The organism is Acidovorax sp. SUPP2539, assembly GCF_030158975.1.
Taxonomy (GTDB): domain Bacteria; phylum Pseudomonadota; class Gammaproteobacteria; order Burkholderiales; family Burkholderiaceae_C; genus Paracidovorax.
On sequence record NZ_BQXJ01000011.1, the window covers coordinates 66,137 to 87,529 of the forward strand.

Annotated in this window: 21 protein-coding genes, 1 other RNA gene and 2 pseudogenes; 4 read left to right on the forward strand and 20 right to left on the reverse strand. The window is 63.8% G+C overall.

Annotated elements, in window-relative coordinates; genetic code table 11:
• Positions 1-139: 139 nt before the first annotated feature.
• The 5 genes from AVTE2539_RS25605 to gyrA form a co-directional block, all read right to left on the reverse strand.
• Complete coding sequence (locus tag AVTE2539_RS25605) at positions 140-2,158, reverse strand: bifunctional 3-phosphoshikimate 1-carboxyvinyltransferase/cytidylate kinase (protein WP_284415061.1); 2,019 nt, start codon at positions 2,156-2,158, stop codon at positions 140-142.
• Positions 2,158-3,045, reverse strand: coding sequence for a prephenate dehydrogenase (locus AVTE2539_RS25610; RefSeq protein WP_284415064.1), 888 nt, complete (start codon positions 3,043-3,045; stop codon positions 2,158-2,160). The genes AVTE2539_RS25605 and AVTE2539_RS25610 overlap by 1 nt, the downstream gene beginning before the upstream one ends.
• An 11-nt stretch (positions 3,046-3,056) precedes the next feature.
• Positions 3,057-4,154 carry a prephenate dehydratase gene (gene pheA / locus AVTE2539_RS25615; protein ID WP_272547924.1) on the reverse strand — a complete coding sequence of 366 codons (1,098 nt, stop codon included), beginning with the start codon at positions 4,152-4,154 and terminating at the stop codon, positions 3,057-3,059.
• 38 nt (positions 4,155-4,192) lie between these two features.
• The gene (gene serC / locus AVTE2539_RS25620; protein WP_284415065.1) at positions 4,193-5,302 is read right to left on the reverse strand and encodes a 3-phosphoserine/phosphohydroxythreonine transaminase; all 1,110 of its coding nucleotides are present in this window, start codon (positions 5,300-5,302) and stop codon (positions 4,193-4,195) included.
• A 101-nt stretch (positions 5,303-5,403) separates the two neighbouring features.
• The gene (gene gyrA / locus AVTE2539_RS25625) at positions 5,404-8,043 is read right to left on the reverse strand and encodes a DNA gyrase subunit A (protein ID WP_284415067.1); all 2,640 of its coding nucleotides are present in this window, start codon (positions 8,041-8,043) and stop codon (positions 5,404-5,406) included.
• A gap of 224 nt (positions 8,044-8,267) precedes the next feature.
• Between gyrA and ompA the strand changes: the two genes are divergently transcribed.
• From ompA to ssrA, 4 genes are all read left to right on the forward strand, one after another.
• Positions 8,268-8,933 carry an outer membrane protein OmpA gene (gene ompA / locus AVTE2539_RS25630; RefSeq protein ID WP_272568896.1) on the forward strand — a complete coding sequence of 222 codons (666 nt, stop codon included), beginning with the start codon at positions 8,268-8,270 and terminating at the stop codon, positions 8,931-8,933.
• Positions 8,934-9,009: 76 nt separating this feature from the next.
• Positions 9,010-9,723 carry a bifunctional 2-polyprenyl-6-hydroxyphenol methylase/3-demethylubiquinol 3-O-methyltransferase UbiG gene (gene ubiG / locus AVTE2539_RS25635; RefSeq protein ID WP_284401032.1) on the forward strand — a complete coding sequence of 238 codons (714 nt, stop codon included), beginning with the start codon at positions 9,010-9,012 and terminating at the stop codon, positions 9,721-9,723.
• Positions 9,720-10,397: a phosphoglycolate phosphatase gene (gph, locus tag AVTE2539_RS25640; protein WP_272568901.1), complete on the forward strand. Its 678-nt coding sequence runs from the start codon at positions 9,720-9,722 to the stop codon at positions 10,395-10,397. Before ubiG ends, gph begins: the two co-directional genes overlap by 4 nt.
• A gap of 12 nt (positions 10,398-10,409) precedes the next feature.
• Positions 10,410-10,788: a transfer-messenger RNA gene (ssrA, locus tag AVTE2539_RS25645) on the forward strand.
• Positions 10,789-10,902: 114 nt separating this feature from the next.
• On the opposite strand, the gene AVTE2539_RS25650 is transcribed toward ssrA, so the two are convergent.
• The 15 genes and pseudogenes from AVTE2539_RS25650 to AVTE2539_RS25715 form a co-directional block, all read right to left on the reverse strand.
• Complete coding sequence (locus AVTE2539_RS25650; protein ID WP_284415070.1) at positions 10,903-12,069, reverse strand: site-specific integrase; 1,167 nt, start codon at positions 12,067-12,069, stop codon at positions 10,903-10,905.
• The gene (locus AVTE2539_RS25655; protein ID WP_284415072.1) at positions 12,045-12,293 is read right to left on the reverse strand and encodes a hypothetical protein; all 249 of its coding nucleotides are present in this window, start codon (positions 12,291-12,293) and stop codon (positions 12,045-12,047) included. The genes AVTE2539_RS25650 and AVTE2539_RS25655 overlap by 25 nt, the downstream gene beginning before the upstream one ends.
• 116 nt (positions 12,294-12,409) lie before the next feature.
• The gene (locus tag AVTE2539_RS25660) at positions 12,410-12,772 is read right to left on the reverse strand and encodes a hypothetical protein (RefSeq protein ID WP_284415074.1); all 363 of its coding nucleotides are present in this window, start codon (positions 12,770-12,772) and stop codon (positions 12,410-12,412) included.
• The gene (locus AVTE2539_RS25665; RefSeq protein ID WP_284415076.1) at positions 12,769-13,086 is read right to left on the reverse strand and encodes a hypothetical protein; all 318 of its coding nucleotides are present in this window, start codon (positions 13,084-13,086) and stop codon (positions 12,769-12,771) included. Before AVTE2539_RS25665 ends, AVTE2539_RS25660 begins: the two co-directional genes overlap by 4 nt.
• Complete coding sequence (locus AVTE2539_RS25670; protein WP_284415078.1) at positions 13,079-13,312, reverse strand: hypothetical protein; 234 nt, start codon at positions 13,310-13,312, stop codon at positions 13,079-13,081. Before AVTE2539_RS25670 ends, AVTE2539_RS25665 begins: the two co-directional genes overlap by 8 nt.
• A complete protein-coding gene (locus AVTE2539_RS25675; protein WP_284415080.1) occupies positions 13,309-14,910 on the reverse strand; it encodes a hypothetical protein in 1,602 nt (533 codons plus the stop codon). The genes AVTE2539_RS25670 and AVTE2539_RS25675 overlap by 4 nt, the downstream gene beginning before the upstream one ends.
• A complete protein-coding gene (locus AVTE2539_RS25680; RefSeq protein ID WP_284415082.1) occupies positions 14,900-15,166 on the reverse strand; it encodes a hypothetical protein in 267 nt (88 codons plus the stop codon). Before AVTE2539_RS25680 ends, AVTE2539_RS25675 begins: the two co-directional genes overlap by 11 nt.
• The gene (locus tag AVTE2539_RS25685) at positions 15,163-16,026 is read right to left on the reverse strand and encodes a phosphoadenosine phosphosulfate reductase domain-containing protein (protein WP_284415084.1); all 864 of its coding nucleotides are present in this window, start codon (positions 16,024-16,026) and stop codon (positions 15,163-15,165) included. Before AVTE2539_RS25685 ends, AVTE2539_RS25680 begins: the two co-directional genes overlap by 4 nt.
• A gap of 194 nt (positions 16,027-16,220) precedes the next feature.
• Positions 16,221-16,409: a hypothetical protein gene (locus tag AVTE2539_RS25690; protein WP_284415086.1), complete on the reverse strand. Its 189-nt coding sequence runs from the start codon at positions 16,407-16,409 to the stop codon at positions 16,221-16,223.
• 13 nt (positions 16,410-16,422) lie between these two features.
• On the reverse strand, positions 16,423-16,836 hold the full coding sequence (locus AVTE2539_RS26385) for a DNA-methyltransferase (protein WP_502868986.1): 414 nt from the start codon (positions 16,834-16,836) through the stop codon (positions 16,423-16,425).
• Positions 16,837-17,024: 188 nt separating this feature from the next.
• Positions 17,025-17,501 (reverse strand): annotated as a pseudogene (locus tag AVTE2539_RS26390) (DNA methyltransferase); the annotation flags it as partial.
• A gap of 14 nt (positions 17,502-17,515) precedes the next feature.
• Complete coding sequence (locus AVTE2539_RS25700; RefSeq protein WP_284415088.1) at positions 17,516-19,378, reverse strand: DNA cytosine methyltransferase; 1,863 nt, start codon at positions 19,376-19,378, stop codon at positions 17,516-17,518.
• Positions 19,379-19,452: 74 nt separating this feature from the next.
• Complete coding sequence (locus AVTE2539_RS25705; protein ID WP_284415090.1) at positions 19,453-20,553, reverse strand: RNA-directed DNA polymerase; 1,101 nt, start codon at positions 20,551-20,553, stop codon at positions 19,453-19,455.
• Positions 20,554-20,708: 155 nt separating this feature from the next.
• Positions 20,709-21,170, reverse strand: coding sequence for a four helix bundle protein (locus AVTE2539_RS25710; RefSeq protein ID WP_284415092.1), 462 nt, complete (start codon positions 21,168-21,170; stop codon positions 20,709-20,711).
• Between the two features lie 27 nt (positions 21,171-21,197).
• Positions 21,198-21,393 (reverse strand): annotated as a pseudogene (locus AVTE2539_RS25715) (hypothetical protein); the annotation flags it as partial.

The following is a 21,393-nucleotide window of genomic DNA, read 5'->3' on the forward strand; positions in this document are numbered from 1 at the left end:
ATCGTTTTTAGAGCTGCCTGCGGAGGTTTTTTGCGGCAAAACCGCGGTTAGGTTGGAGAACCGCACGGTCTGGGCACTGGGTGCCTGTGGGGCCGGGCGGGCCTGTCCGGGGCGTGAGCCTCGGGTTGCAACCCCGTGCCTAGGTGGCGAAGGGCTGTCGTTCCTGCCACCAGGCAAGTACCTGCTCGACAGCCGCATCGACCGTGAGCGAAGAGTTGTCCAGAACCAGGGCATCCTGCGCCGGCTTCAAGGGCGCAACGCTGCGGGAACTGTCCCGGGCGTCGCGCGCCTCCAAATCGGCGCGAAGGTCTGCGATGCTAGCCGAAATCCCCTTTGAAATCAACTGTTTATGCCGGCGTTCGGCCCGGCATGCCGCGCTGGCGGTCAAGTAGACCTTCAAGGCGGCCTGGGGAAAGATCACGGTGCCCATGTCGCGTCCGTCCGCCACGAGTCCCGGAAGCCGCCGGAAGCTGTGCTGCAGGGCCACCAGGGCCTCCCGCACGGCGGGCAGTGCGGAGACGCGCGACGCATCCATTCCCGCTTCTTCAGTGCGGATGGTATCGGTCACATCATCGGCGCCGAGCCAGATCCGCCCGCCTTCGAATCGCACGGGCAGCCCGCGTGCGAGCGTCGCGATGCGCGGCTCGTGCGCCGCATCGATCTGCAGGCCCGCCCGCAAGGCTGCCAACGCCGCGATGCGGTACATGGCGCCCGAGTCCAGAAACCGGTACCCCAGTCGCTGCGCCACGGCGGCGGCCACGGTGCCCTTGCCGGATGCGGTGGGGCCGTCGATGCAGATCACCGGAATGCGTTCCGTGGGGGTGTGCGTGACGGAAAACAGTGCCTCGAAATAATCCGGAAACGTCTTGGCCACGCACTTGGGGTCTTGGATGCGAACGGGCAGCGCCGCCGGATTGAAAGCCGCCAGCGAAAAGCACATGGCCATGCGGTGGTCGTCGTAGGTGTGGATGCTGGCGGCCAGCCAGCCACCAGGCGCAGCCGGGGGCGTGACGCGCAGGAAGTCCGCGCCTTCCTCCACCGTGGCGCCGAGTTTGCGCAGCTCGGTCGCCATGGCGGTCAGGCGGTCGGTTTCCTTGACGCGCCAGCTGGCGATGTTGCGCAGCGTGGTCGTGCCTTCGGCATACAGGGCCATGACGGCCAGCGTCATGGCGGCGTCAGGAATGTGGTTGCAGTCCAGGTCGATGGCCTTGAGCGGCCATGCGCCGCGGCGGATCTTCAGCCAGTTGGGCCCGCCCGTGACCTGTGCGCCCATGGCCTGCGCGGCCTCGATGAAGCGGATATCCCCCTGGATGGAGTCTTGCCCTACGCCCAGGATCTGCAGGCCGTCGTCCTGCTCGGCAACGCCGGCGATGGCGCCCAGCGCAATGAAATAGCTGGCCGAAGACGCGTCGGCCTCGACGTGGATGCTCCCGGGCGAACGGTATCGGCTGCGGGCCGGGATGGTGAACCGCTGCCACCGGTCATGCTGTACATCGATGCCGAACCGCGCCAGCAACTGCAGCGTGATGTGGATGTAGGGCCGCGAGATCAGCTCGCCCACCACCTCGATCACCACGTCTTGCTCGACCGCGACCAGTGGAAGCGCCATCAGCAGGGCGGTGAGGAACTGGCTCGACACGTCACCGCGCACGGGAATGGGCCTGGACAGCGATAGCGGCGGCACGCCTTGGGCGTGTGCAATGCGAAGGGGTGGAAACCCTTCGTTGCCCAGATAGTCGATGCGGCAACCGAGCTGGCACAGCGCATCCACCAGGTCACCGATGGGCCGCTCGTGCATGCGCGGCACGCCGGACAACTCGAACTCGCCGCCCAGCAGCGCCAGCGCGGCCGTCAGCGGGCGCATCGCCGTGCCGGCATTGCCCAGGAAAAGGGCGGCCGGGGCGTTCGCGGGTTGGGTGCCCAGCCCGGTGATGCGCACGCTGGCGCCCTGCTCGTCCACCGTGCAACCCAGTTGCCGCAGTGCATCGAGCATGACCCGGGTGTCATCGGATGCCAGCAGGTCGTGGATTTCGGTGGTGCCTTCGCTCAGTGCCGCCAGCAGCAAAACCCGGTTGGAGATGCTCTTGGAGCCTGGAAGCTGGATGGCGCCGCCCGCCGTGGACAGCGGCGGGAGGTCGAGAAACTCGGTGCTGAACATCAGGAATTGGGGGTGGGGGTGCGTTGGGCGCCCATGCGCCAGTGCGCGCGGGTTTCGCTGGCCAGGGTGATCAGGTCTTCCAGCGCCTGGGGATTGCCCTGCTGCATGGTCTGCTCCAACTGCTGCAACGCCTGCTGGAAAAGCCGCGACTGTGCCAGAAGCTCTTCGCGGTTGGACAACAGAATGTCTCGCCAGACCTTGGGGTCGCTGGCCGCGATGCGGGTGAAATCGCGAAAGCCCGGGCCTGCCAGGGACAGGAACATATCGCCATGGTCTTGCGCCGTGATGCTGTTCATCATGGCGAAGGCCAGCAAATGAGGCAGGTGGCTGACGGACGCAAAGGCAGCGTCGTGCGATTCGGGCGACATGCTTTGCACCCGGCAGCCCAGCGTGCGCCACACTTCTTCGGCCTTTTGCAGATGGGCGGTCAAGGTGCGCTCGGTCGGCGTGAGGATGACCTGGCGCCCGCTGTACAGCTCGGCTTCCGCGTATTCCACGCCGGACACCTCGCGCCCGGTGATCGGGTGGGCCGGAACGAAGGATCCCACCTGGTCGCGGAGGGCGCGGCGTGCGGCCTGCACCACGTCGGCCTTGGTCGAGCCCACGTCCATGATCAGCATCTGCGGTGTGACGAGGTGCTTGATGGCCTTGAGCGTGGCCTCGGTCGCGGCCACGGGGACGGCCACGAGCACGATGTCGGCGCCCGCCACGGCGAGCAACGCGGACGGTGCCTCGACATCGATCACGCCCATCTGGCGGGCGCGGTCGGTGGTGGACGGCGACTTGCTGTACCCGACTACGCGCTTGACGAGGCCGGCCTTCTTCATGGCCAGGGCGAACGACCCTCCCATCAGGCCGCAGCCGATCAACCCCAGCTGTTCAAACATGGCGGGCCCGCTCATGGCGCGACCGGGTAGGTGCCCAGCACCTTGTAGAACGCGCACAGCGCACGCAGTTCTTCGAGGGCCCGTGCCACATGGGGCAGGGACGGGTGGCCATCGAGGTCGATGTAGAAGTAGTACTCCCACTGGCCCGTGCGGGCCGGCCGGGATTCGAATCGGGTCATCGACACGCCGTGGGTCTTGAGCGGCACCAGCAGGTCGTGGACCGCGCCGGGACGATTGGGCACCGAGATGACCAGGCTGGTGCAGTCCTTGCTCGACGGCGGTGGCGTCTGCAGCGTGTGCGGCAGGCAGATGATGGCGAACCGGGTGCGGTTGTAGGCATCGTCCTGAATGGCATGCGCGACCAGGTGCAGGCCGAATTGCGTGGCGGCACGTTCGCTCGCAATGCCCGCCCACGCCGGATTGGTGGCGGCCAGCCGGGCCCCTTCCGCATTGCTGGACACTGGGCGGCGTTCCGCGTGGGGCAGGTGCTTGGAGAGCCATCCCTGGCATTGCGCCAGCGCCTGCGGGTGTGCCAGCACCGCTTCGATGCCTTCGAGCGAGTCGGACTGCCGCATCAGGTTGTGGCGCACCAGCAGGCTCACTTCGCCGACCACGTGGCAAGGCGTGTGCAGGAACAGATCGAGCGACCGGGTCACCACGCCCTCGACCGAATTTTCCACGCCGACCACGCCGTATTGCGCGCTGCCTGCCGCCGTGGCGTGGAACACTTCGTCGAAATTGGCGCAATACATGAGGTCGGCCGCGCCACCGAAGAACTCCACGGCCGCCTGCTCGCAGAAGGTGCCGGCCGGGCCGAGCACGGCCACCCGCTGCGGGGACTCGAGTGCCAGGCAGGCGGACATGATCTCGCGCCAGATGGCTGCGACATGCGGCCCCTTCAATGGGCCGGGATTGGCGGTCTGGATCTTCTCGATGACCTGGGCCACCCGGTCGGGACGGAAGAAAGGCGTGCCTTCGCGCTTCTTGATCTCGCCCACCCGTTCGGCGACCAGGGCGCGCTGGTTCAGCAGCGTGAGCAACTGCTGGTCGATGTTGTCGATTTGGACGCGCAGGCTGGCGAGGTCCGGAGAGGCTTGCGGGATGGTCATGAAAGGTGTGGGGGCGTTTTCTCTGGACTGTCAGGGCTTCAGGCGTGTTTGCGCTCAAATTCTCGCATGTAGGCCACCAGGGCCTCGACGCCCGACAGGGGCATGGCGTTGTACAGGCTGGCGCGCATGCCGCCCACCGATTTGTGCCCCTTGAGCTGCAGCAGGCCGCGTTCCTTGGCGCCTGCCAGGAAGGCATCGTTGCGCGATTCGTCGCGCAGGAAGAACGGAATGTTCATGCGGGACCGGGCGTTCTCCGACACCTTGTTCACATAGAACTGCGACTGGTCGATGGTGTCGTACAGCAGCCGGGCCTTTGCGATGTTCCGCTGCTCCAGCGCCGCAATGCCCGTCAGTTCGCCCTCGCGTTGGCGCTTGAGCCACTGGAACGTCAGGCCGGCCACGTAGATGCCCCAGGTGGGCGGGGTGTTGAACATGGACTGGTTGTCCGCCACGATCTTGTAGTCGAAAGCGCTGGGGCAGGCGGGCAGGGCGTAGCCCAGCAGATCCTCTCGCACCACCACCAGCGTGAGGCCGGCGGGGCCCAGGTTCTTCTGCGCTCCACCGAATGCCAGGCCCACGCGCGACCAATCCACGGCGCGCGATGCCACATGGGAGGAAAAATCGATGACCAGGGGCGCATCGCTGCCCAGCGCCTTCAGGTCGGGCAGTTCGTGGAATTCAATGCCGTGGATGGTCTCGTTGCTGCACAGGTGCAGGTAGCTCGCGCCGCGGCTCAGCTCCCAGCTGGCTGGCTCGGGCAGCGTGGTGAAGTGGCTGGTCTCGCCCGATGCGGCCACGTGTACTTCCGCCGCATATTTACGGGCTTCCTTCACCGACTTCTGGCTCCAGCTGCCGGTGACGACCATGTCCACCGTCGCTGCGCGCGAGAGGTTCAGCGGCACGATGGCGTTCTCAGCCAGACCGCCACCCTGCATGAAAAGGATCTTGAACTGCGAAGGCACCGCCAGCAGCTCACGCAGGTCTGCTTCGGCCTGTTCGTAGATCGACAAGAACTCCTTGCCTCGGTGGCTCATCTCCATGACGCCCATGCCGCTTCCGTGCCAGTCCAGCATTTCGGCAGCCGCTTGCTGCAGGACTTCGGCGGGAATAGCGGCCGGGCCGGCGGAGAAGTTGTACGGGCGATTCATGGGTTCAAGTGAAATGGGGCCTCAGCGCATATTTATCTAGGGCTGATTGCTATGGTTGTGATAGCAAAGCGTTCTTCGGAGCGCTTCGCATGGGGCAGGGATCAGGCGTCTGCGTTCGGCGTGCCACCTTCTTCATCGGCGTCGATGTCCGGCACATTGGCATCGTTTTCCACGATGCGTTGCAGGCCGCTCAACTGCGAGCCTTCGTCCAGCGCGATCAGCGTCACGCCTTGGGTGGCGCGGCCGAGTTCGCGGATCTCCGACACGCGGGTGCGAACCAGCACACCCTTGTCGGTGATCAGCATGATCTCGTCATCGGCGTGGACCAGCGTGGCCGCCACGACCTTGCCATTGCGCTCGCTCTGCTGGATCGCGATCATTCCCTTGGTGCCCCGGCCATGGCGCGTGTATTCGACGATGCTGGTGCGCTTGCCGTAGCCGTTCGCGGTGGCAGTGAGCACGCTCTGGGTCTCGTCTTCGGCCACCAGCATGGCGATCACGCTCTGCCCGTCTTCCAGCATCATGCCGCGCACGCCACGTGCCTGGCGGCCCAGGGGGCGCACGTCGTTTTCGTCGAAACGCACCGCCTTGCCGCCATCGCTGAACAGCATGACGTCGTGCGCACCGTCGGTGAGCGCCGCGCCGATCAGGTAGTCGCCATCGTCCAGGTTGACGGCGATGATTCCGCCCTTGCGGGGGTTGCTGAATTCATCGAGCGCCGTCTTCTTCACGGTGCCCATGCTCGTGGCCATGAACACGTAGCGATCGGCCGGGAACGTCCGCATGTCGCCGGTCAGCGGCAGAACCACATTGATCTTTTCGCCTTCTTGCAGCGGGAACATGTTGACGATCGGGCGGCCGCGCGAGCCACGGGAGCCGGCCGGAACTTCCCACACCTTGAGCCAGTAGAGGCGACCGCGGTTGGAAAAGCACAGGATGTAGTCGTGCGTGTTGGCGATGAAGAGCTGGTCAATCCAGTCGTCTTCCTTCGTGGCCGTCGCCTGCTTGCCCCGGCCGCCGCGTTTTTGCGCCCGGTATTCGGACAGCGGCTGGCTCTTGATGTAGCCCGTGTGGCTGAGCGTGACCACCATGTCGGTGGGCGTGATCAGGTCTTCGGTGGACAGGTCTTGCGCGCTGTATTCGACCACGCTGCGCCGCGCCCCGAGCTTGTGCTGGCCGAACTCCTGCTTGATGGACGTCAGCTCTTCGCCAATGATGACGGAGACGCGTTCTGGCTTGGACAGGATGTCCAGCAGGTCTTCGATCACGGCCATCACGTCCCGGTATTCGGAAACGATCTTGTCCTGCTCCAGGCCGGTCAGGCGCTGCAGACGCATCTGCAGGATTTCCTGCGCCTGGGTGTCGGACAGCCGGTACAGGCCATCCTGGCCCATTCCGTATTCACGCTCCAGCCCTTCAGGGCGGTAGTCGTCCGCATTCACGGTGCCACCGTCGGCCCGGGTGCGCGTGAGCATTTCGCGCACCAGTTTGCTGTCCCACGAGCGGGTCATCAGTTCCGCCTTGGCCACGGGGGGCGTCGGCGACTCGCGAATGATCCGGATGAAGTCGTCGATGTTGGCCAGCGCCACCGCCAGGCCTTCCAGCACATGGCCGCGTTCGCGTGCCTTGCGCAGTTCGAAGACCGTGCGGCGCGTCACCACTTCGCGGCGGTGCTGCAGGAAGACGCTGACTAGTTCCTTCAGATTGCAAAGGCGCGGCTGCCCGTTCACCAGGGCCACCATGTTCATGCCGAACGTGTCCTGCAGCTGCGTTTGCTTGTACAGGTTGTTCAGCACCACCTCGGGCACTTCGCCGCGCTTGAGTTCGACCACCAGGCGCATGCCCGACTTGTCGGACTCGTCCTGGATGTGGCTGATGCCTTCGATCTTCTTCTCGTGCACCAGCTCGGCCATCCGCTCCTGCAGCGTCTTTTTGTTGACCTGGTAGGGCAGCTCGTCCACGATGATGGCCTGGCGCTGGCCGCGGTCGATGTCCTCGAAGTGGCAGCGCGCGCGCATGACCACCTTGCCGCGGCCCGTGCGGTAGCCGTCCTTCACTCCGTTGATGCCGTAGATGATGCCGGCCGTGGGGAAATCGGGCGCCGGAATGATCTCCATCAGATCGTCGATGGATGCGTCGGGGTGGTGCAGCAGGTGCAGGCAACCGTCCACCACTTCATTGAGGTTGTGCGGGGGGATGTTGGTGGCCATGCCCACGGCGATACCGCCGGAGCCGTTGACCAGCAGATTGGGCAGCTTGCTGGGAAGAACCAGCGGCTCTCTCTCGCTGCCGTCGTAATTGGGGCCGAAGTCGACGGTTTCCTTGTCGATGTCCGCCAGCATTTCATGGGCGATCTTCGCCAGGCGGATTTCGGTGTACCGCATGGCGGCCGCGTTGTCGCCGTCCACCGAGCCAAAGTTGCCCTGACCATCGACGAGCAGATGGCGCATGGAAAAGTCTTGCGCCATGCGCACAATCGTGTCGTACACCGATTGATCGCCATGCGGGTGGTATTTACCGATCACATCGCCCACGATACGGGCGGACTTCTTATAAGGCCGGTTCCAATCGTTGTTGAGTTCGTGCATGGCAAACAGCACGCGCCGGTGCACCGGCTTGAGGCCGTCGCGCGCATCGGGCAGCGCGCGACCCACAATTACGCTCATCGCGTAATCGAGATAACTTCGCCGCATTTCCTCTTCAAGGCTGATGGGCAGGGTTTCTTTGGCGAACTGTGTCATGGAGAACTGCGTGGACGGCGGAGGAGGGCCATTCTAGGCGGAACGTCTTGTCGCAAGTGCGCAACACATCAGGGGTAAAGCGCTTTTGTCCTACCGTGCGCGCCCCGTCTGCAACCACTTTGCGTTGTTACGTATGGCACAATCATTTCAACGTTTTTAGTGATGGTCACTGATGACGTCCATATTCGCAGCGCGGCTGCGGCTTTTTCCCCAAGAGGAGAACCATGAAGAAACTGAACAAAGTGGCGATGTTGTTGGCCTCTGCTGTGCTTGCTACCTCGGCTGGCGCTCAAGTCAAAGCAGCCGACGGCGGCAAGGTTGTTGACAACTGGCAGAACGGTACCGGCGAACTGGTGTGGAAGAACGGCACGAACGAACTGTGCTGGCGCGATGCCAACTGGACCCCTGCTACCGCTGCTGTCGGTTGTGATGGTGCTCTGGTTGCTCAGGCTCCTGCTTCTACCCCTGCCGCTGCTGCTCCTGCACCTGCTGCAACGCCCGCTCCTGCAGCGCCTCCTGCTCCCGCAGTGGCCAGCAAGGTGACGTACGCTGCCGATGCGTTCTTCGACTTTGACAAGTCCGTGCTCAAGCCAGAAGGCAAGGCCAAGCTGGATGACCTGGTCTCCAAGGTCAAGAGCGTGAACCTGGAAGTCATTATCGCCGTGGGTCACACCGACTCCGTGGGTACCGATGCCTACAACCAGAAGCTGTCGGTTCGCCGCGCTGAAGCTGTGAAGGCTTATCTGGTGTCCAAGGGCATCGAAAAGAACCGCGTTTACACTGAAGGCAAGGGCGAGAAGCAACCTGTCGCCGACAACAAGACCAAGGAAGGCCGTGCGAAGAATCGTCGCGTGGAAATCGAAGTGGTCGGTACCCGCGCTTCTAACTGATTTCCGAATCAGTCACGAAAAAGCCCCGGAAACGGGGCTTTTTTTATGGGCCATCTCTTTTGGAGCACCTACCCACATGAGCGATCACATTAATGCCGATCCAGCAGAGCTGGCCAAATTTTCCGCACTCGCCCACCGCTGGTGGGATCCGGAAAGTGAATTTCGCCCATTGCATCAGATTAATCCGTTGCGCCTGGAATGGATCAATGGCATATCGCGTTTGGAAGGGCAGCAGGTGCTGGATGTGGGATGTGGTGGCGGCATCCTCTCGGATTCGATGGCCAGAAAAGGCGCACAGGTAACGGGCATCGATCTGGCCAGCAAATCATTGCGCATCGCGCAACTGCATGCCTTGGAAACCGGGACACCCCATGTGCAATACCGTGAAATCAGCGTGGAGGACTTGGCTGCGGAAGTGCCTGGCACGTTCGATACCGTCACCTGCATGGAAATGCTGGAGCACGTGCCGGACCCCGCCTCGGTGATTCAGGCGTGCGCGCGTCTGGTCAAGCCCGGCGGCTGGGTCTTTTTCTCCACCATCAATCGCAATGCCAAGGCGTTCATGCTGGCAGTCGTCGGCGCCGAATACATTTTGGGCATGCTGCCCAAAGGCACGCACGAGTATGCGAAATTCATCAAGCCCAGCGAATTGGCGTCCGCTAGTCGGCTGGCGGGCCTTGATATCGTTCACAGCCGCGGACTGGAGTACAACCCGCTGACCAAACGCTATTGGCTGAGTGCCGACACTTCGGTCAACTACATGCTCGCTGCACGCCGCGCCGCCGTATGAGTTCACCTGTCTTTACCCATGTTCGTGCCGTCTTGTTCGACCTCGACGGCACATTGATCGATAGTGCTCCTGACCTGGGTGCTGCCGCCGACAAATTGCGAACGGACCGTGGCTTGCCGTCTCTGCCTGCCGAGCGGTATCGGCCCATGGCAGGGGCCGGAGCCAGGGGCATGTTGTCCGTGGCATTCGATATGGATACGGCCCATCCTGACTTTCCTGCGTTCCGGGAAGAGTTCTTCGTCAACTACGAGGCCTGCATTCAGCAGCGCACGAAAGTGTTCGATGGCGTGGAGGCATTGATCGCCGAGTTGACCCGGCGTGGCATGCCCTGGGGCATCGTCACCAATAAGGCGGCACGATTCACGGACGTCTTGGTGGCGGCCACGCCGCTGTTCAGCAGCGCTGGAGCGGTGATCAGTGGCGACACCACCGCGCACAGCAAACCACATCCTGAGCCCCTGCTCGAAGCCGCCAGACGCCTGGACATCGAGCCAGCGCATTGCATTTACGTCGGCGACGATGAGCGCGACATCGTCGCGGGCCTTGCGGCTGGCATGCACACCGTGGCCGCTTTATACGGCTACCTCGGTACGCAGACCGCGGTGCACGAGTGGGGCGCACAGGCCGCAATTAAATCTCCGCTCGAGGTCTTGCAATTGATCTCTGCACCTTAAAATAGGAGGCTTGGGGCTGCCCTGGTTTCGACGTGGGTTCGGAATCGGTGTGGTGCATGTCGAGCTTGAGTGGCGCTCGTAAATCTGCATTCAAAAAACTAACTGCAAACGACGAACGTTTCGCACTCGCCGCTTAAACACCGGTGAGCCTTGCAACAGCATGCTAGCGGGCTGGGCAAGGGGGTCGTAAGACCTCCCGGCTGCAAGGTTATTCACGCTGGCTGGTTCCGTGCCGGGTACCTTGGCATGGAGCGAGATCCAAGGGTACTGGTGACCCACGTAGCGTGCGACTGCGCGACGTGGGCCATGAGAATCAAAACAGACCGCTAAACATGTAGATCTGCCCGAAGAAGGCTTGCGGACGCGGGTTCAATTCCCGCCAGCTCCACCACCTTAGCCAACGCCTGCCAATGGTTCACGCCATCGGCAGGCGTTTTCTTTTGCCCCATTGTTGGCATGTTTTGGCTTGTGAATCACACCGATTTCACACCCCGATTCACACCGCTCAGGACACCGCCTTCAGGACGGCCTTCGGCTTTTGGTAGTCCTCGCCGATGAATTTGCCGTAGGTCCGGAAAACCATCTCCACGTCCTCGTGCCCCAGCTGCTGGGCCAGATACCACGGGTTCGCCCCAGCGGTCAGCAGGGATGACGCGTAGGTGTGGCGAACCTGATAGGGATTCCGGTACGGCAAGCCCGATCGGGCCATCAGCGGCATCCACAGAGTCTTGCGGATCTGCGCGTCTGTCTCCCAGGGCTGGGCGTTTCTCGGGTTGAGCCACACTCGTGTGCCTTTGGCTGCGGACCATGGTCGCTGTTCGGTCAGGGCGGCGAGTGCTTCCGACGACAGGTCGACATCGCGGATGCCGGCCATGGTCTTCGGCGCCTTGATGACGCCCACCACCTGGTTCTGTTCGATCCTTGCCACTTTGCGCCCCACGTCGATGTGCCGCCACTCGAGCGCCTGCAGTTCCCCGGGCCGCAGGCCGGTGGCGAACCAGAACTGCATCATCGGTCGTTCGTCCGCTCGGCACGCAGCCAGCAGCTGCGCCCGCTCCGCCGCTGTGAATGGCTGGATGACGTAGTCGCTGGCCTTGGAGGTCTGTCGGATCAGCTTGGCCAATGCGATGCGCTCGAAAGGGTTGAAGTCGATCAAGCCGTCGTTGAGAGCGTCCTCGAACACGCTGCGCAGGGGGATCAGGACGTTTCTGATCGCCTTGCTGGTGCAATCCATTTCAGAGATCCAGAGACGGAGATCACTCGGTGTCACCTCGCGCACTTGGCGGCCGTGCCAATGGCGCATGCGCTCCCCGTTGATTGCCTTGGCGTAACCCCGCAGAGTCGCCGGCGACATCTGCCCGTTGTCGACCTGCTGCTGATAGGTCTGCAGCTGGGCCTGGAGTGCCGTCTCCATCAGCGGAGTGCTGGCTGACGCCGCCTTCGCCTTGGGGCTATCCGGGAAGTACTCTGCGTAGACGAACGAACCGTCCTCGATCTTGCGCTTGATCTCGGCGCGGAGGTTTGAGGCGTACAGGATGGCCCCCTTGGTGATGGGGCCCTCCGGCATCAGCTCTCGGCACTGCTTGCCCTCCCAGCTGAATGCGATCTGCAGGCGATCGCGCCTGCGCGTCACGCCGGCGGGCAGCGTCAGTGCTTCTGGCTTTCGACCCATCGGTTGTACTCCTCAATGTTGACGTAGAGCCGCTTCTTGCTTGCCAGCTTGGTGTGCTTGCCGTCCAGCCAGATGCCCCGTTTCCGGCGAGTGTGGACCATCTGGGAGGTCTCGCCTGTGCGCCGGCAATGTTCGGCCAGCAGCACCCAGCGGTAGTCGGCAGCGTCCGAGGGTGGCTCCGGCGTGGCCTTCGGGGTAGGAGTGGGCAGAGATTGCGATTTCATTCGTGTCTCCTGTGATCGCTCATGCGGAAAGAAAAAAGCCCGCGTCTGCGGGCTGCGGTGGTGGTTCGTCTGGCTGCTCATCGCGCCAGCGGTCGCGCTTGTTGCCGCGCTCGCGGCTACGTCGGCTTGCCATGGGTTGCTCCGGTGATGCCGTGGGCGGCCTCGATGGCGCGAACGTAGGTCAGCCAGTGTTCAAGCCACTCGCCTGGACGCATCCCTTCTGTGTCCAGGCCGGCCGCCTCCATCCATCGCAGATGCTCGGCCCACAGGACAGCCTTTGCCTGCCCATCCGTCAGCGGAACCAGTGCAGGCCCCTGTGGTGCAGGGGGCTGAGCGCGGACGGCATCCAGATTCGCGCGCACCGTGTCCGAGTTGTGGCAAGCCTTGAACATCAGGCATGCGGCGTAGGGGTGGTACTCCGCAGGGAGGCACGGCATGCCGCACTCCCCGCAGGGCGCCAGTGTGGTTTCAGCTGTCATTGCTGGGGCTCCTCCGGTTCGGCGCGAAGCGGTTGCCATTCCACCGGACGAACTTCATAGAAGCCGTCGTTGCGGTTGGCGTATGGGACGAACCATCCACCGAACGCGGGCATCATGCCGTCGCCATCACCAAAGGCGTAGTGCATGGGCTCAAGCAGGCGGCCGGCTTCATCGCGCCCCCGAACGTTCAGGATCGGGTAGCCGCGCGTCGGAGCGCTGCTCATTGCATCCCAGCGGCCCGAACGCCATTCGACTGTCTCGGACCAGTGCGGGTGCTGCTCGCTGTGCAGGTTGATGTTGCTTGCGTCAGCCATGTGCACCTCCCTCTGCCCGCCCCTTGGCGACAAGGGCTGAAGATTCACGAATTGAGCGCTCTGTACGGGACTTCATTTCGCGCAAGCAAAACTTGCAGGTCACGTCTGCATCCGTGCCGCTGGCATTCATTCCATTCTCTGATTCGATGCTTGAGCGACCACAAAGGGTTTTCGTTGAGTAACCACCCCAGGGATTCGGCCGATGAAAGACCTTGTGCGTCTTCATGCTGCACTTCCTTCCTGGCCCTTGGCGGCAAGACGGTCAATCAGGCTCTCGATGCTCATGCCAACAGGCGCCCAGGCAATACCTAGCTTGGCGCACAGCGCTTTTTCTACCTGGATGACCAGCGCGCCGCATGCATCCTGCCCCCCTGGTGCTGCCGGTGGTTGTGGGGCGGCGGCGAGCATGCGACGCGCAGCCTCAAAACCCGCGCGTGCTGCGTTGGTTGGGTTGCTGGGGTAGCCGTATTCCTGAAGGGTAGCTTCTATCTGAGCCATGGCTCGCCCTGGGGGCGGCAACGGCGCATAAGCCTGGTCTGCAGGTGCATTGGGGGCGCCGCCCCAGCGGGCCAGGACTGCTCGGGCCATATGCCGGAAGTATTTCGCATCGTCGTAGTCGCTGATTTGTACGCACAGCGCGTCCAAGTCCGCATCGCTCGGCTGTGCGCTCATTGGTGTCGGCCCAATGTGGAAATCGTCGTTCATGGTTTGCTCAATCAGTTCCCGATACCTCTCTGGGCTAGGTCGGTGTGCGCTCATTGGTGCAGCAGGCGTAGAACTGCCGACCCATTCCCAGTGAGTAACGCGGTCGCCTTCGTCGTCCTTCTCAAACCACACACGCATCTTGCGGCTCAGGAGGTTCTTGGCGCAGCTCACTCTGACCACCACACCACCCCCCTCGCTCTCGGACATGTCGTCGCTGATTCGATCAGCCATTTCGTCGGGACCAAAGCCGCCTTCTTCGGGGTCATCGAAGGACCACACCAAGTCGGGTTCGGCATCGCTCGGCACGGCCCCACGGGCGCGCAGGGCTGCGGTGTCTGCCGCGGCTGCCCAGCCTTGGGCAAACCAGATGGCGGGGATGGAGCCGTCCTTCAGCCACCGCTCTTTCATGGCCTTTTCGAGGGCAGCGGCATCGCTCGGCGGATAGCTCTCTGCTCCTGCCTGGGGCGCAGGAGCGGCGTTCGATAGGTCGCCCACGCTGCAGCGGCGCAGCTCGGCCAATGTCTTCGTAGCGTCATGCCTCCGCGTAATCGCGGCGCACGCGGCACCGATCAGCGCGCGCGCCGGCGCTCCTTTCTGGGGTGCTGGCTCTCCGAGGTGCATTGGCCCATTCGCATCGTTGAGCGCTGAGGCCAGGCGCGCTGAAGTTTCTCTCTCCGCACGAAGGTCACGCTCAGCTTCCAGTGCCCGACGTTTCCAGATCGCAAGGTCTTCACGGGCACCAGAGTAGGCGTCAGCCATGTCGGCCGGCGCTCCTGCCTGGGGTGCCGTGGGGGCGGCTTTGACGAAACGCTTTGCCCAAGCTGTCAGATGATCGGCCCAATACGAGCTGCTGCCGATGATGGTGTCGTCGGGCATGTCGCGCAGCACAAAGTCGCGGAAACCTTGCGCATCAAACAAGGCTGCTTGATCGGCGGGCGCCACTGCTGGTGCGCTGCTGGCGGCCGGCGCGGATGCGGTCAGGGCGTGCATCCGCCGCAGTTCGGCGGCTGCGTTTATATGCTCTACGGACTCGGCGCATGATTGCAGCCAATCAGCCAGGCGCAGCGCCTCAGGCAGGTCTGCCGCTGCTGCGCGGGTGGTGGTTGGATCAGAAGCCATCGAATTCTCCCAGCGCGTCGTAGTCGCGCACGAGCAGGGTTTTGAAAGTGAGGGTGTAGGTAGGGCTCTCGTCGCCCTCGCGGTCGGCCCTGCTGTCGTCCAGGCCTTCGATGTGCTGCTGTAGATCGGCTGCTGGCACGGTCAGCGTTATGCCGTCCAGCGTGATGCATGCCACGCGGAGCATGGGCATCTGGTCGCGGATACCGTTGGGCTGCACGCTGTCTGCCGCTGCTGCGGGGTGTGGGGTGGTGGTCATGTGGTTTCCTCGAAAAGGTCAATTTGCTCGTCTAGGTACGGCTCACAGGACTCTGAGCAGCCACCGTCGTGGATGGGGGGCCGGTAGGAGGCGTCAGCCGCCGCGAATTCGGCGACGAGATCAGGTGCAGAGCGGAATCCTCGGTACATGCGGCGTGGGCCCGGCACGTTGTTCGGCCCTACGTTGCGGTAAAGCTGGTCCAGCCGCACCGGGAAATCGAAGTTGGCCGGGTCTTCGCGGTACAGCGTCAGCAGCTTCTTGTCGGACTTTTTGAAGCAGCCGATGCAATTTCCCTGGTGCTCAGGGATGCGCAGATCCCATTCGAAATCCTCGAAGTACGCAATAACCTCGTCCTTGGTGGTGGGCAGCATGCTGATCAGTGGATAGATCAGATTCCCAGCCTCGGCCGTCTTGGGGTTGATGCGGCCAGTTTCGTCGGCACGAATTCCGATTGCTGTCGTCGTGCCGGCCCATCCGATGGCGTTGAAGTAGCTTTGTATGGGCTTAAGCTTCAGCTCGCGATTGCAATGCTTGAAGGTCTGGTTCGGCAGGCCGTATTTAGTGCACACCGCCTCGAATGGCTCGCCGTTGCGTGAGGCCGTTTCGTAGTTGACGACGCGGTGCGTGGTGCCTTTGCCGTGAGTCGGATCGACTACGGACTCTACCCACGTCACCCCAAGGCCGTAGCGCGTGTCCACCTCGTACACAAAGCGCAGCGTGTCCGGATGCTCCCAGCCGGTGTTGGCAAACACGAACCGCATGTCGTAGCGATCGCTCATGTGCTCTTTGAGCCAGATCGACATGTATGCAGAGGTCCTGCCGCCGGAGAACGAAACGCGCAAGCGCTGCTTTTCAGCCATGGCTCCTCCTCAATGCCCGCAAGGCAGGCCTTGGCCCTCGACGGGCCGGGTTGGTATGCGAGCCCCGCAGCTTGCGCAGCTCAGATTGGTTTGCCTCTCACGCCACCAGACCGCCCGAGCCTGCTGGTTTGCTCGGGCGACGGCGGGCAGCGAGAGGCGGGCGCGGCGCTGGGCCAGCGTCTCCGTTGGGGAGGTCATGCCGGCGTGCTCCCCGGGAAGGGCAGCACCCGGCCATCGCGGTAGTGCAGGCGCGTCCCCACCCGCGAAGGCAGGTCGAATGCCCGCATGCGGTCGTCGGTGAGCCCGGGCTTGCGGCGCAGCTCGGCGCCTTGATAGTCGCTGGCCGGGGGCTTGTAGGGTGCTGGGGTGTCGGTGTGGTCCATTGGGGCTCCATGATCAAAAAAGCCCGCGTTGTGCGGGCTCGGAGGTGCGTGGTGGTGAGGTGCGGCGCTTTCGCGCTGCAGGTGGCGGTGCTGCGGCGGCTTCGATGCGCTCGCGCTGCAAAGGGGCGTACTCGGCGTTCAGCTCGCAACCGAGGTACTGCCGACCGTGCTGGAGCGCTACGGCCGCCGTGGTGCCGCTCCCCATGAATGGGTCGAGCACGACATCGCCTTGGCGGCTGCCGGCCAAGATGCAGGGCTCTATCAGCGCAGGGGGGAAGGTGGCAAAGTGCGCGCCCTTGTATGCCTTGGTGGCCACGTTCCAGACGCTGCGACGGTTGCGCAGGTCCACGATGGCGCGGAATGCGTTTTGCCCGGTGGCAGCCATCGCCTCGGTCTTGCCGTTGAAGGAGCCGCGCGGTGCAGACACTCGCGCTGCTCTCTTTTGGGGCTTCTGGTCAGGCGCGGCGTAGGTCTTGGTGTCCCAGCGATTCCGCACCGAGTCGGCTGCGTGCACAGCCGGCTCTTTGATGGCTTCGTGGTCGAAGTAGTAGCTTGGCCGCTTGGCCGCTTGGTCAGCAGGAACAGGGACTCGTGGGCCTTGGTGCACCGATCGGTCACGCTCTCAGGCATGGGGTTCGGTTTGTGCCAGATGATCTCCTGGCGCAGATACCAGCCATCGGCGCGCAGCGCGAAGGCGAGCATCCACGGAATGCCGATCAGGTCTTTGTGCTTGATGCCAAGGGGCAGCGCACCGCTGCGTCTTGCGTTCGCGCGGCGCGTCTCCGCATGTGGCGCATGCGATCCTTCCAGCGTAGATGCACCGACTGAGCCATTGGGTCGAGTGGCGTAGCTGTCTCCGATGTTGAGCCACAGAGTGCCGTCGTCGGCCAGCACGTCGCGGACGCAGCGGAACACCTCCACCATCGCGGTGATGTAGGCCTCTGGCGTGGGCTCCAGCCCCAGCTGCCCGGCGTGGCCGTAGTCGCGCAAGCCGAAGTAGGGCGGCGAGGTCACGCAGGTCTGCACCTTTACCCCATCGGCCGCCCACCTGCGCATGATCTCGCGGCAGTCTCCAAACTCAATCGCGTTCATATGGCTCCAGGAACTCAGGCAGCGCGGCGGATCTGCGCGTTTGCGGACTCGGAATAGTTCGCAGCAACGATGAGCCGCATCGGAAGGGGGCTCACGCTGTTGCCCGCCATGCGCACCTGGGCCGTCTTGGTGAGCGGCTTGCCCGAGGCGGTGCGGTCGATGACGTAGCCGGGCGGGAAGTCCTGCGCGTTGTAGAGTTCGCGTGGCACCAGCATGCGCAGAGTGATGTCCACGATCACCCAGGGCTCGCCCTTGAGCCATACCGTCACGAGCGCCAGGCGGTCGTGCGTGGTGATCGTGGTCATGGGGTCACGCAGGTCCGACCATTGGCCGCCGTTCGCGTGGTATCGCATGAGGAAGGCCGCACAGCGCAGCGCGCCGGCCTCGTCTTCCTGGCTCAGCTCGTACTGCAGCAGCGCCTGGTGCTCACCACCAGCGGCCACCGTGGTCAGCGGCTCGCGCGCATCGCGTCCAGTGCTGTGCTTGCGCAGCGTGGTGAGGTGCGCAGCAATGAGCTGCTGCTGGCTCCCGGAGGTCGTGACCGTGGACATGGACTCTTGCAGGTCGCGGGCTGGCGTGCTGTTGAAACCGCCGTTGGCCTGCACCATGAACGCCGCCGCCAGGCTCTGGCCGCCGCCGCTCGCCGTGACCGTTCCGAGCGGGCCGGTGATGTCGTTTGTGCCGTGGCTCCAGCGCTTCCCGCCCGCCTTGCCATCGCCGTGGCCGGCCTGCACCAGGTAGGCCGCGGCGGTTGCGAACTTCTGCCCGCCTGCGGTGATGGTGCCCAGCGCGCCGCGCGGATCGAGTGCGCGGGGCGCCTGCCCCTGCCGCTCGCCATACCCCATCTGCACCAGATGGGCAGCCATCAACGCCGTCTCGCCGCCCTTCGCGGTCGTGATCGTGCGCATAGGCTTGTTCACGTCGTATGACGTGTCCCGGGTATGGGTGACGGGCACCATGGCAGGCGCCAGGCCAGAGACGATGAATGGCTCGGGGCTCTCCAAGACGTACTTGCGCATGCCGTGTGCGATGCGGCGCATGGTGGCTTCCGCGAGGGGCTTCTTGCGGCCGAAGATGCTCGTGCCAGGGATGCTCCAGTCGATGCAGTCGGCAGCCGGCCGGTGAGCCTTCAGCCCGGCGCGCGGCTTTTTCGCATGGGTCTGCTGGGGCCAGACGATCGGAAGGCCATCGCACCGCGCGACCATGTAGAGGCGCGTGCGGGTGCTGTGCGCGCCCAGGTCGGCGTTGCAAATCACGCGCCATTCGACCTTGTAGCCCATCGCACGCAGCCCGCCCACGAAGTGATCCCAGTTGCGGCCCTTGCGCTTGGTGTCGGGCACCAGGAACTGGTTGCGCCGCGGCACCACCTCGCCAGGCGAGGCCACGCGGTAGGTGGCTTTGCCGGCGGCATCCGTCACTTTGTCCAGCGTGATGACGCGGCCCGTGGCCGAATCGCGCTTCGCCACCAGTGGGGACCACTGCAGCATCTGCTCGACGTTCTCAAGCGTGATGACATCCGGCTTCGTCTTGCCGGCCCACCGGTGGACCACCCAGGCCAGCGAGCGGATCTCCTCGCTGCGGGGCTGGCCGCCCAGGGCTTGGCTGTGGTGAGTGCAGTCCGGCGAGGCATGAAGCAGGCCTACCGACTGGCCCTTGGTCACCAACAGCGGATCGACTTCACGGATGTCGGCGCGGTAGTGCTGGGTCTGGGGGTGGTTGACCTCGTGCATGCCAATCGCGTCGGCATCGTGGTTGATCGCCTTGTCGACGTGGCGGCCGATGGCCTGCTCAATGCCGGTGGAGGCCCCGCCGCCCCCTGCGAAGAGGTCGATCACCAGCTTGGCCGACAGGGCAAGGACGAATTGGGGTGTGAGCATTCAGGGCTCCAGAAAGCAAAAGGCCCGCAGCGTGGGCGGCGGGCCTGGGAAGGGATGCCCTCCGGGGAGGGCGGCTATGGCGCTTTGCGGAATGCCTTGGTGAGGTGCTTGCCTTCTATGGCATGCCCTCGCTTGAGCAGCGCACGGCAAAGCAAGGCCTGTGCGTGGTGGCTGTGGCTGGCCTGGCGCGCGAGCCCCAGGTAGCTGTTGCCGCTTGCGTACACATCGGCTGCGGGCATGTCTTCCAGCCGCGCAAGGGCCGACTGCAAGGTGCGCGGCCTGGTGACGCGGCGCCAGGGCTTGATGACGTGGCCCACGTAGTCGATGCCACGATGGATCGGTTGCAGCACCGTCTTGCGGGGGTTGAGCGCAAGCCCAAGGCCAGGCAGAAAGCCATTGATGCTGGCGAGCGCGCCATTGAGCCACTCCGCAGACTCGTGCAACAGCACCATGTCATCGACGTAGCGCGTGTAGTGCCGGGCGCCGATACGATGCTTGATGTGTTGGTCAAGCTCGTTCAGGAGAACATTCGCGAAGAACTGCGATGACAGGTTCCCGATCGGTAGCCCGTGATAGCGGCTGGCGTTCGTAAGGCGCTTGTGCGATGGCACAGCGGCCAGCGTTGCCGCGTCGCCGCGCAACTCATAGTCCAGGCGCGGATCGTGGAACAGGACCATCTTCGTCAAGCCGCGCCACCAGCGCTCCGGGATGTGCCGCATCAGCAGCGGCCACAGCACGCGCTTGTCGATGGAAACGAAGAAGTTGGCGAGGTCGGCCTTTAGGTAGAAGCCGGGCCGGCTCCAGTTTTGCGTCTGGCCGCGCACCTTGGCCTCCAGGCGTTCGGCGGCGTATAGCGTGCCGCGGCCTGGGATGCAGGCGCACGAGTCTGCGATGAACCGAGCGTGAAACCGATCCATGATCTGGTTGTAGAGCAGGTGGTGCACCACGCGATCGCGGAAGCCAGATGCCCATACCTCACGCGGCCGGGGCCGGCTGATGGCAAAGCAGATCGATGGACCCGGGCGGTAGCTGCCGCTCTCCAGCTCCTCATGCAGAGCCAGTAGGTTGTGCTCCAGGCCCTGCTCGAAGCGCAGTGCGCTCGCTGTGGTGCGCTTGTGCCGGCGGCAGTCGTAATACGCCTGCACCAGCTTTTCGAATGAATAGCCAGGATCCATAGAAACTCTCGGTGGATTTTGCGGAAGGGGCGGACCCGGAACTCGTTGTTCCGGTTGTTGTTGTTCGTGTTGCCGTTCTCGAAATCGACCGCCCACGGTCTATCGAACTTGTCACGTCGGCTCGCCGAATGGCTCAGCGGGAAAACTGCGCGGGATCACTGCGGCCCTTGCCGCCGATATCCCTGTTGCGCCTGTCGGTGGGCTTGTGGCCCAGCGGCTCGACCAGATTCCATGGCGCGTTGGTCGGACTGCCTTGACAGACCGGCGGCAAGCGCACTCTCCGAATGTTTCTGCCACCCTGTGGCTTGTTTCCCGATGCTCCCTGTCAGGGCGATGGCTCTGCTGTACTGCTTGACCGAGATCTGCCGGAGATCGACCGCGAGGCAGAGGGCAAGATTCACCGCCTCCACCTCCTGGCGCATGCGCCGAAGGATGGGCGGCTTGTCCTCGGCGGTGTTGGCCTCGTAGGTGCGCATGACCAGGGCCATGCAGCGCTTGCGAAGCTCGGCGCCGAAGTCCGCCTTGTACTTCCGCTCCATGTTGGCGACGTACTCCGTGACCAGTTTGCACAGGTCATAGGTCGCCTTGTAAATCTCAGTGTCGGTGTGCAGTGCCATGCCGAGGCGGGCTACGCCCGCGAATGGTTAAAGGGGTGAATCGGGAAAACTGCGGAAGGGGCGGACTCGGAACTCGTTGTCCCGGTAGTAGAGGAACGTGTAGCCGTTCTCGAAATCGACCGCCCACGGATAGCCATGGTGCTCGCTGCGGCTCCAGTAGTACTCGGGAGCGAAGTGCTCGCGCGCATTGATGTAGGCCAGCATCAGGTCTTCCTGGTCTGGG